Source organism: Flavobacterium sp., assembly GCF_027531905.1.
GTDB lineage: Bacteria > Bacteroidota > Bacteroidia > Flavobacteriales > Flavobacteriaceae > Flavobacterium.
Window position 1 is genome coordinate 23,426 of record NZ_JAPZSU010000020.1, and the last position, 12,185, is coordinate 35,610.

Consider the following 12,185-nt stretch of genomic DNA (forward strand, 5'->3'; position numbering starts at 1 on the left):
GTAATTAATTTAATGTAATAGTGTCAATTAAACGAATGTTGTTAACGAATACAGCTATAAAAGCGCGATACTTTTTATATTTTTCTTTAAAAGTTATAGGTAAAAGTGTCGATTCATCAGCAATTATGAAATATTCTAATTCGAATAACGGATTGTTTTTGAATTGATTTTTAACCCAAGCTGCTATCAAATCAGCGTCTTGTGTTTGAAATTTTTCTTTTGCCTCTTTTAAAATGGTAAAAATTAGGGCAGCTTCTTTTCTTTCAGTGCTGCTAAGTCTTTCGTTACGTGAGCTCATGGCCAAACCATTGGGTTCTCTGTAGATCGGACATCCAATGATTTCTACCGGAATGTGGTATTTTTCGACTAGTTTTTTTACTATTTGAAGTTGTTGAAAATCTTTCTCACCAAAATAAGCTCTTGTTGGAGCGACAATTTCAAACAATCGCTTTACAATTGTTCCAACGCCATCAAAATGACCAGGTCTAAACTTGCCCTCCATCTGATGTTCTAATCCATCATACTCAAAGGATTTTGCTGTAGTTTCTCCTTCATAAATGTCCTCAACGGTAGGTGCAAAAATGATTATTTTATCGCTAAGTGTAGCCATTTTTTCAACATCAGCTTCAAGTGTTCGGGGATATTTTGCTAAATCTTCTGGATTGTTGAATTGGGTAGGATTGACAAAAATACTCACTACAGTAAAGCCATTTTCTTGTAGAGATTGACGCATTAATGCTAAGTGACCCGCATGCAAGGCACCCATCGTTGGCACAAAGCCAATAGTAGAATTTTTGGTCTTCACGGATGCCAAAAATTCTTTTAATTCGATGTTTTTATTGAAGATTTGCATGGTCTTTTATTAAAATTAGGTGCAAACATAATATTTTAGTTAATAACTGCATAAAATTTTGTAATTTCGCAACGTTTTTATTGCCAATAAATAAAGTAAATAATACTATGAAAGATAAGAGGATATTGTATGTATCATCTGAAGTTGTTCCTTATCTTGCTGAGAATGAGGTCTCTTTAATGTCTTATGATGCGCCAAAAATGATCAATGATCAAGGAGGACAGATAAGAATATTCATGCCGAGATATGGAAATATTAATGAACGAAGGCATCAATTGCATGAAGTAATTCGCCTTTCGGGAATGAATTTAGTAGTAAACGATTTGGATATGCCATTGATTATAAAAGTGGCGTCTATCCCAAAAGAGCGCATCCAAGTTTATTTTATTGATAATGATGAATATTTTAAACGCAAATCTACTTTTGCAGATGAAGATGGTGTGATGTATCCTGATAACGATGAGCGCGCTATTTTTTTTGCTAAAGGAGTAGTTGAAACGGTCAAAAAACTCAATTGGGTGCCGGATATTATTCATGTTCATGGTTGGCTTGCTTCTATGTTGCCGGTTTACATGAAACATTACTACAAGAACGAGGCTTTGTTTTCTGAAACTAAAATAGTTACTTCGGTTTATTCGGAATCTTTTTCAGAAACTTTAGATGTCGAAATGATTAACAAAGTCAAATTTGATGGCGTACCTCATGAGGCTATAGCAGACTTAGAAGTACCAAATTACGAGAATATTTTAAAAACAGCTGTTCTAAACTCAGATGCCGTAATTATCGCTTCAAATAATTTGTCACCAAGTTTAACAAAATTTATAGAATCTTCCAATAAACCTTTTTTACCTTTCACTCCGAAAGATGGTTTCGCTGAAGCGTACACCAATTTTTATAATAATCAGGTGATTTAATTTTAATTTTATAACTATTTTATGTACAATACGGCTTTAGTAAAGAAGGTATTTATTCTTTGTGGTTTTTTTATTTTGTTTTCTTGTGATAAAGATTATAATGTTATTGGAGAAGATTTAATAGGAGATAATAATTTTGAATTAGGAAAATATTACTCTGCTGTAAAGGCATACAATCAAGGGACAGGAGTTGTACAGTCTGATAACTTGGCAGTAAATGCTTTAGGTACTTATACAAATGCTGCTTTTGGTACTACTTCGGCTAGTTTCGCTACCCAGTTATCATTAGCATCGGTTAGCCCTACTATTGGTGCCAATGCTGTTATGGATAGTGTGGTTATGACCATTCCTTATTATAGTACGGTTAAAAGTACAGATGCAACTACAGGAATAAGAACATATGAATTGGATTCTGTTTATGGTACTGCTAAAGCACCGTTCAAATTAAGTGTGTATGAGTCTGGGTTTTTTATGCGTGATTTAGATCCTGCAACTAATTTCAAAGAAAAACAAGCATATTATAGTGATCAAAAAAATGATTTTGATGGTTTGAAAATTGGCAACCGATTAAATGATGCTGCTGATAGTAAACAAAATGATGCTTTTTATTTTGATCCAAAAGAAATTGCAGAAACGACTATAGATGAAGAAACCAAAAAATCTACTACAAAACGTACAGCGCCAGCTATGCGTTTAAAACTTAGTAATGCTTTCTTTACGGCCAAAGTTTTGAATGCGCCATCAGGCAAGTTAACCTCCAATGAAGCATTTAAAAACTATTTTAGAGGCTTGTACTTTAAAGTAGAAAAAACTGGTGCTGATGAAAGTATGGCGATGATTAATTTTAAAAGATCAGGTTCGGCTCAAAATGTAATACGCCTGTATTATAAAGAGGATTTGTCTACTACTACCAATGGGGTTACTACTGTTAAAAGAGTGAATAAAACACTGGATTTGAATATTGATGGTAATACCGTTAATTTTTTAGAGCAGTCCAACTTAAATCCAGATTACAGTAATGCAATAACCAATTTTAATCCTACATCTGGAGACTCAAAACTTTATTTAAAAGGTGGTGTGGGGTCTTTGGCTGTAGTAGAATTATTTGGTTCAGATAATGATAATAACGGTGTTGCTGATGAACTAGAGAAAATAAGAAAAAATGGTTGGTTAATCAATGAAGCTAATTTGGTCTTTCATATTGATGCAGCGGCAATGAAAAACGCTATTGAGCCAGAAAGAATTTATGTTTACAATTTAACCAATAAAACTGCTGTTTTAGATTATTTAACAGATAATACAACTGCTAGTGCTAGTCGACCGAAGTTGAATAAATTTATTTTCGGTGGTATTTTGAATAAAGAAGCAGTTACAAATGGTAGAGGTTTAACTTATAAAGTTCGTATTACCAATCAAATTAAGAATTTAATTAAAAATGCCGATTCTACTAATGTTAAGTTAGGTGTTGTTGTTACTGAGGATATAGCGGTTGCCACTTTTAGCAAGTTAAAAACTTCTAATAGTATTATTTCTTCTGTACCTACAGCTTCAGTGTTAAATCCTCTTGGGACAATTCTTTTTGGCGGTCATCCAGCTGTACCAGAAGATAAAAGATTGCGACTTGAAATTATTTATACCAAACCAAATCAATAAAAAAATATGTGTGGAATTGTTGGATATATAGGCTATAGAGAAGCGTACCCGATAATTATAAAAGGGTTGAAACGCTTAGAGTACCGTGGGTATGATAGCGCTGGAATTATGGTGTATGACGGAAAAGAGATTAAGCTTTGTAAAACTAAAGGAAAGGTATCTGATTTAGAAACTAAATCCCTTTCAGATATCACAACTAATGGTACCATTGGAATGGGGCACACAAGATGGGCGACTCATGGTGTACCTAATGATGTGAATTCGCATCCACATGTTTCAAATTCAGGTGAACTTACTATTATTCATAATGGAATTATAGAAAATTACGCCCCTCTAAAACAAGAGCTAATAAAAAGAGGCTATGTCTTTCATTCTGATACTGATACGGAAGTATTGGTTAATTTAATAGAGGATGTACAGAAAAAGGAAAAACTAAAGTTAGGAAAAGCAGTTCAATTGGCCTTAAATCAAGTGGTTGGAGCTTATGCTATTGCCGTTTTTGATAAAAAAAATCCTGACGAAATTGTTGCTGCTCGTTTAGGGAGTCCATTAGCTATTGGAGTTGGGGAAGGAGAGTACTTTATCGCATCTGATGCTTCTCCGTTCATTGAATATACTTCTAATGCGGTCTATTTGGAAGATGGCGAAATGGCCAATATAAGATTGCACAAACCGATGAAAGTCCGTAAAATTATGGATGACTCTTTGGTAGATCCTTATGTTCAAGAACTTCAAATGAATTTGGAGCAAATCGAAAAAGGAGGCTATGAGCATTTTATGCTAAAAGAAATTTACGAACAGCCTAGCGTTATAAAAGATACCTATAGAGGAAGGCTTCATGCTAATGAAGGTATTATTCAAATGGCTGGTGTTGAGGATAATTTAGAAAAATTTTTAAATGCCGATCGTATTATAATTGTAGCATGTGGTACCTCATGGCATGCTGGATTAGTGGCAGAATACGTATTTGAAGAGTTTACAAGAATTCCTGTAGAAGTAGAATACGCTTCAGAATTTAGATATCGTAATCCGATTATTACTAGTAAAGATGTAGTGATTGCTATTTCACAATCAGGAGAAACTGCCGATACGATGGCCGCTATAAAATTAGCTAAAGAACATGGCGCTTTTGTTTTTGGCGTTTGTAATGTAGTGGGTTCTTCTATTTCTAGAGAGACTCATGCAGGAGCTTATACTCATGCAGGGCCTGAGATTGGTGTTGCTTCAACAAAGGCATTTACTACTCAAATTACTGTACTTACTATGATTGCTTTGCGTCTAGCTAAAGCAAAAGGTACAATGACACAGTCAGATTACCGAACGTATTTACAAGAATTGGAATTTATTCCAAGCAAAGTTTTAGAAGCTTTAGAGACTAATGAGCAATCAAAAGTTATTGCTGCTACATTTAAAGATGCACCAAATTGTTTGTATTTAGGACGTGGTTATAATTTTCCAGTAGCTCTTGAAGGCGCTTTAAAATTAAAAGAAATTTCTTATATTCATGCTGAAGGATATCCTGCAGCTGAAATGAAACACGGTCCAATTGCACTTATTGACGAACAAATGCCTGTAATTGTAATTGCTCCTAAGCAAGGCCATTACGATAAAATTGTGAGTAATATTCAAGAAATAAAGTCCAGAAGTGGTCGAATAATTGCAGTGGTAACCAAAGGAGATACTCAAGTTAGAGAACTAGCAGATTTTGTAATTGAAATTCCAGAAACATCTGATGCACTTTCACCCTTAATCACTACCATTCCTTTGCAATTATTATCTTATCATATTGCGGTACTTAGAGGTTGTAATGTAGATCAACCTAGAAATTTAGCTAAATCAGTTACTGTAGAATAACTTTTTTTCACTACAATTATAGCCCCAAATGTATTTGCATTTGGGGTTTTTTTATGTCCTATGGTTTGTTTTAGTTGTTTTTTTCTGTTTTTTTTCAATCGATTTCGTTGTGGGATTCATTTTTATTAAAAATTTAAAAAATAGACCAAAAAAATAGGATTAATATAATTTATTATGCGTGCATAATTTATTTTTCAATTGATTTTTATAAAAAATAGATAAACCTTAAAATTTAAAGAGTAAAATCATGCTTTTTTTGTTGGTATTTACTGCTATTTTTGTAGAATTTTATAGGTATTTTTATTAATATCAAAAATATTTTTACATTTACGAACTAAACCAATTAACTCGAACCTAATGAGAATTTATTTACTTTTTTTGTCATTGTTTTTTTGCGGCTTAACATTTGCTCAAAATTCAATTTCAGGGTCTGTGTCCGATCGTAATGGACAACCTATTCCTGGTGTCAATGTGAAAGCTATCGGTCAAAATGTAGGCTCTACTACAGATTTTGACGGTAAGTTTGTGTTGAAGTCCATTCAATCTTTACCTGTAAAGATTGAGATTTCAAGCTTGGGGTTTACTACACAAGTAGTAAGTGTTACTTCTTATAGTCAAAAAATTACTGTAAAGTTATTGGATGAAGAAACGAAACTTGATGAAATTGTTGTTTCTGCTTCAAGAACGCCCGAGCGTGTTTTGGAATCTCCGGTAACTATCGAAAGAATGGGTATTGCTGAAATTAAGAAAACGGCTTCTCCTTCTTTTTATGACGGGTTAGAAAACATGAAAGAGGTACAAATGAATACTTCTAGTATGTCATTTAAGTCTATAAATACTCGTGGTTTTGCTACAGTTGCGAATACACGTTTTATGCAATTAGTAGATGGTATGGACAATTCTTCTCCATTATTAAACTTTGTTTTAGGAAATCTAATTGGAGTATCTGAGATTGATGTGCAAAGTGTAGAGTTGTTGCCAGGTGCCTCTTCAGCTTTATATGGGGCCAATGCTTTCAATGGAATTTTGTTCATGAACAGTAAAAGTCCTTTCTCAAGTCCAGGAATTACAGCTTATGCAAAGTTTGGACAAACCTCACAGAAGGCGGCTGGTACCAATGATTATGTAGATTATGGTGTGAGAATGGCTGCTGCTTTCAGCCCAAAATTTGCAGCAAAAGCTAATTTTACGTACATGAGAGGTACTGAGTGGCATGCTACAAATTATGATGATAAAACAAGGGCAGGTATTGATCGTGGTACTATTAACTATGATGGAATAAATGTGTATGGTGATGAAGTAGCTACTAATATAAAAGGTGTTGGTCAAGCACTAGCATCACAAGGATTAATTCCTGCGTCACTTGTTAATCTTTTGCCAAATACTACTGTTAGTAGAACGGGTTATAATGAAGTAGATTTAACTGATAACAAAGTGTCGAATACTAAAATTGATTTTTCTTTGCATTACAGGCCTTTCGGAGATGAAAAATTAGAAGTGATTTGGCAAAGTAAATTTGGTTTTGGAAATACAGTATATCAAGGGGCTAACCGCTATTATTTGAATAACTTTTTTATGCAACAACATAAAATTGAGTTTAAAGGGAAGAATTTCTTTGTAAGAGGCTATACTACTACAGAAGATGGGGGTCAGTCTTATGACATGTTATTTGCGGGTATAAATGTTAACCGCAAATGGAAAAGTGATTCAACTTGGTTCGGGCAGTATGCTGGAGCTTATATTTCAAATACTTTAGGAGGCCTAACACCGGCACAAGCGCATGCAGCTGCAAGAAATACTGCTGATACAGGAAGGTTGATTCCTGGTACAGCAGCATTCAAAAATGCTTTCAATCAAGTTATTGCTGATCCAAATGTATTAACAGGTTCTAAGTTGGTGGATAATTCTAGAATTTATCATTCTGATGCGAATTATAACTTTAAGGATCAAATTAAATTCGCTGAACTTCAAGTTGGAGGATCCTTTAGATTGTATGAATTGAATTCTTTTGGTAGAATTTATACAGATAAAGATGGTCCAATTAATTACAATGAATATGGTTTTTATGCCCAAGCACAAAAGAAAGTGATGGACGATCGTTTGAAAATTACGGCTTCTATGCGATATGATAAGGCTAAAAATTTTGATGGGAATTATTCCCCAAGAGTATCTTTAGTGTATTCAGGTGGACAAAATAAAAATCATAATTTCAGAGGATCTTTCCAAACTGGTTTTAGAAACCCTTCCACTCAGGATCAATACATTGGTTTTAATGTAGGTAGTGCTATATTATTAGGGTCTGCGCCTGATAATTTAACTAGATACACTGAAACTTTGCCAATTACTACTGCTTTAGGTCAGCAATTTGCAAACGGAACATCAGTAGTAATTAATGGAACAAATGCTTATGATAACTCATACACAGCATCATCTGTGCTTGCTTTTGCAGCTGCTGGAGGTAATACCGCTTTGTTAAAAAAGACGAATGTGGATTTGGTAAAACCTGAGGAAGTAAAAGCTTTTGAGTTGGGCTATCGTTCCTTTATTAATAAAACATCTATTGATATTAATGGGTATTACAATATCTATAATAATTTTATTGGTAACTTGAATGTAGTGGCGCCTTTGTATGGTACTGCAAAAGATGCACCAAGTGCAACTCCTAATCCAGCAGATTTAGGTTGGCAATCAGTTCATGCTTTAGGTACAGGAAACACAAGAACATTTCAATTGTATACTAATACTTCTTTAAAAATCAAGTCTTTGGGATTTGGTATAGGTTTGTCTAGAAAAGTATATCAAGATTTTGAGGTAGGTGTAAACTATAATTATGCCCAATTTGATTTTGATCAAGAAAAAGACCCAAGTTTTGAAGCGGGATTTAATACACCAAAACACCGCGTGAAAGCGTCTATCGGTAACGAAAAATTATTCAAGAATTTTGGTTTTAATGTTAGCGGAAGATGGAATAGCGAATACTTATGGCAATCTTCTTTTGCAGATGGTACCATTGAAGCGGCCACTGTAATTGATGCGCAGTTGAACTATTTAATCCCATCATTGAAATCTACTTTAAAAGTTGGAGCTTCAAACATTGGAGGAAAAGAATATGGTCAAGTATTAGGGGCTGGTTTAATCGGGCAACAATACTTCGCTTCTTGGACTATCAATCCGTAATTATTCATTAATCAAAAAAAATTAGAACAATGATAAAAAATTTCAAATGGGTACTGATTGCTTCTTTAGCATTTGTAGCTTGTAATAATGATGATGAAGTAACGATTGATTCGAATTCATCAGATGGAAAGCCTTTAACGGCAGGTTCTGCTGTAGTAACAAAATATGTTGCCTTAGGAGATTCTTATGCTGCTGGATATAGTGATAATGCTCTTTTTAAGACTGGACAAGAAGGGTCCTATGCAAATATTATTGCGCAACAATTTGCTTTAGCGGGCGGTGGTGATTTTAAAACTCCATTTATGGCTGATAATGTGGGCGGATTGTTGTTGGGTGGGAATGTAATAGCTGGTACAAGGTTGTATTTTAATGGTTCTGCACCTGTAGCAGTTACAGGAAAACCTTCTACTGAGGTGACCACCAAGCTAACAGGTCCCTTTAATAATTTGGGTGTACCAGGTGCAAAAAGCTACCATTTGGTAGCGCCTGGTTATGGGAATGTTGCTGGAGTAGCTGCAGGGTTGGCTAATCCTTATTTTGCAAGATTTGCTACTACTGTCTCAACAACAGTAGTTGCTGATGCTGTTGCTCAAGATCCTACTTTCTTTTCTTTATGGATTGGAGGTAATGATATTTTAGGATATGCAACTTCTGGAGGAACAGGCAAAGATCAAAAAGGGAATTTAAATCCAGCTACTTACGCAGGTAATGATATCACAGATCCTAATGTATTTGCTAGTGCTTATTCGAATATTGTTAACGCCTTGACAGCAAAAGGGGCTAAGGGGGTAGTGGCTAATTTACCATATGTGACCGCTTTGCCATATTTTACAACGGTACCGTTTAATCCAGTTGCTTTATCTGCTGCTGCTGCCACACAATTAAATGCTGGTTACGCAACTTACAATGGTGGTTTACAGGCAATGGTTAATGCAGGTTTGCTTACCGCTGCTGAAGCAACTAGAAGGACTATAAATTTTAAAGCCGGCGCAAATGCTGTTGTAATAGTTGATAGTTACTTGACAGATAGAACATCTTTTGGAATTCCATCTTACAGACATGCAACGGCAGAGGATTTAGTTGTCTTGCCGGCTAGTAGTTTTATAGGTACATTAGTAGGTGGTAATGCAGCTGCTGTTAATGGAGTCTCAGTTCCTCTTGCCGATAATTGGGTCTTATCTAAAGAAGAAATTGCTGAAGTAAAAGTGGCTACAGATGCTTATAATGTTACCATTAAGTCAATTGCAGATGCAAAAGGTTTGGCTTTTGTGGAGCTAAAAGGAGTAACAGATAAATTAGCAAGTGGAGGAATTGTTTATGATGGTTATAATACAACTTCTACCTTTGTTACTGGCGGCATGTTCTCTTTAGATGGCGTTCATCCAAGTCCAAGAGGGTATGCTATAATAGCAAACCTATTTACAGAAGCAATTAATGCAAAATATGGTGCGAACTTTAAAAATGTTAATGTAGGGTTGTATCGTATATTGTATCCAGCATCACTATAAAATAACCAAACAACGATAACCAATTAAGACCACCTATATAATGTAGGTGGTTTTTTTATTGAAGTGAAAAATAAATTCAATGAAAGGGTAGAGGGGTTTTGTGGGTTTGATAAAAAATATCATTTTTTTTAAAAAAAAGGTATTGATTATGTATTTTAAAAAATATATCTTTGCACACGGAAAAAAGCATCTGATAGACCTGATTTTTGAAGATGAATTTCACAAACCTAAATAGCTATTTAATAAATACATAAGTAATGTCTAAAGTAATAGGAAAAGTTGCCCAAATCATTGGCCCAGTAGTGGACGTAGTTTTCAACGGTAAGGATGTTGAACTTCCAAAAATTTATGACTCATTAGAAGTCACTAGAAAAGATGGTACTTTGTTGGTACTAGAAGTGCAATCTCACATTGGTGAAAACACCGTTCGTACCATTTCGATGGACTCTACTGATGGTTTAAGCAGAGGTTATGAAGTAGTAGGAACAGGAAACCCTATTCAAATGCCAATTGGTCCAGACGTTTACGGACGTTTGTTTAATGTGGTTGGAGATGCAATTGATGGTTTAGGTGAATTGCCTAAAACGGGTGAAAATGGATTGCCAATCCACAGACCAGCTCCGAAATTCGAGGATTTATCTACTTCTTCTGAAGTTTTATTTACAGGTATCAAAGTAATCGATTTGATTGAGCCTTACGCTAAAGGGGGTAAAATTGGATTGTTTGGTGGTGCTGGTGTTGGTAAAACCGTATTGATTCAGGAGTTGATTAACAATATTGCAAAAGGTCACGGTGGTCTTTCTGTATTCGCAGGAGTAGGAGAAAGAACTCGTGAAGGAAATGACTTGCTTCGTGAGATGTTAGAGTCTGGAATTATTAAATATGGTGAAGATTTCATGCACTCTATGGAAAATGGAGGATGGGATTTATCAAAAGTTGATATGCCAGGAATGAGAGAGTCTAAAGCTACTTTCGTTTTTGGACAAATGAATGAGCCTCCAGGAGCTCGTGCACGTGTGGCACTTTCTGGATTATCTATCGCTGAGTATTTCCGTGATGGAGCTGGATCTGATCAAGGAAAAGATGTATTGTTCTTCGTGGATAACATCTTCCGTTTTACGCAAGCAGGTTCTGAGGTATCAGCACTTTTAGGACGTATGCCATCTGCGGTAGGTTACCAACCAACATTGGCAACTGAGATGGGTGCCATGCAAGAGCGTATTACTTCTACAAACAAAGGTTCTATTACATCTGTACAAGCGGTTTACGTTCCTGCGGATGACTTAACTGACCCTGCGCCAGCAACAACTTTTGCTCACTTAGATGCAACAACAGTATTGTCTCGTAAAATTGCTGAGTTAGGTATCTATCCTGCGGTTGACCCATTGGATTCTACTTCAAGAATTTTAACACCTCATATCTTAGGAAATGAGCATTACGATTGTGCACAAAGAGTAAAAGAAATTCTTCAAAAATACAAACAATTACAAGATATCATTGCAATTCTTGGTATGGAAGAGTTATCAGAAGATGATAAATTAGCGGTATCTAGAGCACGTCGTGTGCAACGTTTCTTGTCTCAACCTTTCCACGTAGCGGAGCAATTTACAGGTATTCCTGGAGTTTTGGTTGATATTAAAGATACCATCAAAGGATTTAATATGATTATTGATGGTGAATTAGATCACTTACCAGAATCAGCTTTCAACCTTAAAGGTACTATCGAGCAAGCTATAGAGGCTGGAGAAAAAATGTTAGCAGAAGCATAAATCAGTTAGCAATTAGAGGAAGCAGTATTCAAATAGTGCTAATTACTAATTACTAATCACTAATCACTAAAAAAATGATTTTAGAAATTGTATCAGCAGAAGCTAAATTATTTCAAGGAGAAATTACTGCTATTACTTTACCTGGTGTAGATGGTAGTTTTCAAATATTGAATAATCATGCACCTATTGTTTCTTTACTAAAACAAGGCACTGTAAAGATTGCAGCAACTAGTTTTGATATTTCAAGTGAAGCAGAATCTAAATTGAAAAAGGTTTCTAATCAATTGTACACTTTTGATATCGCTTCTGGAACAATAGAAATGAAAGATAATAAATTGATTCTTTTAGCAGACTAAAAGAACTAAATAGTTAAAAAAAGCCCAGCAAATTGTTGGGCTTTTTTTGTTGGTACTACCCTCAACTGTGTAGGTAAACACACAAGCCAAAAATATAACCA

The 12,185-nt window shown here is 35.0% G+C and carries 8 protein-coding genes; 7 read left to right on the plus strand and 1 reads right to left on the minus strand.

All coding sequences use genetic code 11. From position 1 onward, the window contains the following. Positions 1–4: 4 nt before the first annotated feature. Positions 5–853, minus strand: a complete 849-nt coding sequence (gene panC, locus O9307_RS06180; RefSeq protein WP_298296447.1) for a pantoate--beta-alanine ligase — start codon at positions 851–853, stop codon at positions 5–7. Positions 854–960: 107 nt separating this feature from the next. Here panC and O9307_RS06185 point away from each other — a divergent pair, with 107 nt between their 5' ends. The 7 genes from O9307_RS06185 (at position 961) to O9307_RS06215 (ending at position 12,084) form a co-directional block, all read left to right on the plus strand. Next, complete coding sequence (locus O9307_RS06185) at positions 961–1,767, plus strand: glycogen/starch synthase (protein WP_298296450.1); 807 nt, start codon at positions 961–963, stop codon at positions 1,765–1,767. Between the two features lie 21 nt (positions 1,768–1,788). Then, entirely contained in the window at positions 1,789–3,420 is a 1,632-nt protein-coding gene (locus O9307_RS06190; RefSeq protein WP_298296453.1) for a DUF4270 domain-containing protein, read from the plus strand. Between the two features lie 6 nt (positions 3,421–3,426). Beyond that, the gene (glmS, locus tag O9307_RS06195; RefSeq protein ID WP_298296456.1) at positions 3,427–5,274 is read left to right on the plus strand and encodes a glutamine--fructose-6-phosphate transaminase (isomerizing); all 1,848 of its coding nucleotides are present in this window, start codon (positions 3,427–3,429) and stop codon (positions 5,272–5,274) included. A 357-nt stretch (positions 5,275–5,631) separates the two neighbouring features. Then, positions 5,632–8,451, plus strand: coding sequence for a TonB-dependent receptor (locus O9307_RS06200; RefSeq protein ID WP_298296459.1), 2,820 nt, complete (start codon positions 5,632–5,634; stop codon positions 8,449–8,451). A gap of 29 nt (positions 8,452–8,480) precedes the next feature. After that, positions 8,481–9,959 (plus strand): SGNH/GDSL hydrolase family protein, encoded by a 1,479-nt coding sequence (locus O9307_RS06205; RefSeq protein WP_298296461.1) that lies wholly within the window; start codon positions 8,481–8,483, stop codon positions 9,957–9,959. A gap of 257 nt (positions 9,960–10,216) precedes the next feature. Next, positions 10,217–11,728, plus strand: a complete 1,512-nt coding sequence (atpD, locus tag O9307_RS06210; protein ID WP_064716067.1) for a F0F1 ATP synthase subunit beta — start codon at positions 10,217–10,219, stop codon at positions 11,726–11,728. A gap of 74 nt (positions 11,729–11,802) precedes the next feature. Further along, complete coding sequence (locus O9307_RS06215) at positions 11,803–12,084, plus strand: hypothetical protein (RefSeq protein ID WP_298296464.1); 282 nt, start codon at positions 11,803–11,805, stop codon at positions 12,082–12,084. The last annotated feature ends 101 nt before the right edge of the window (positions 12,085–12,185 follow it).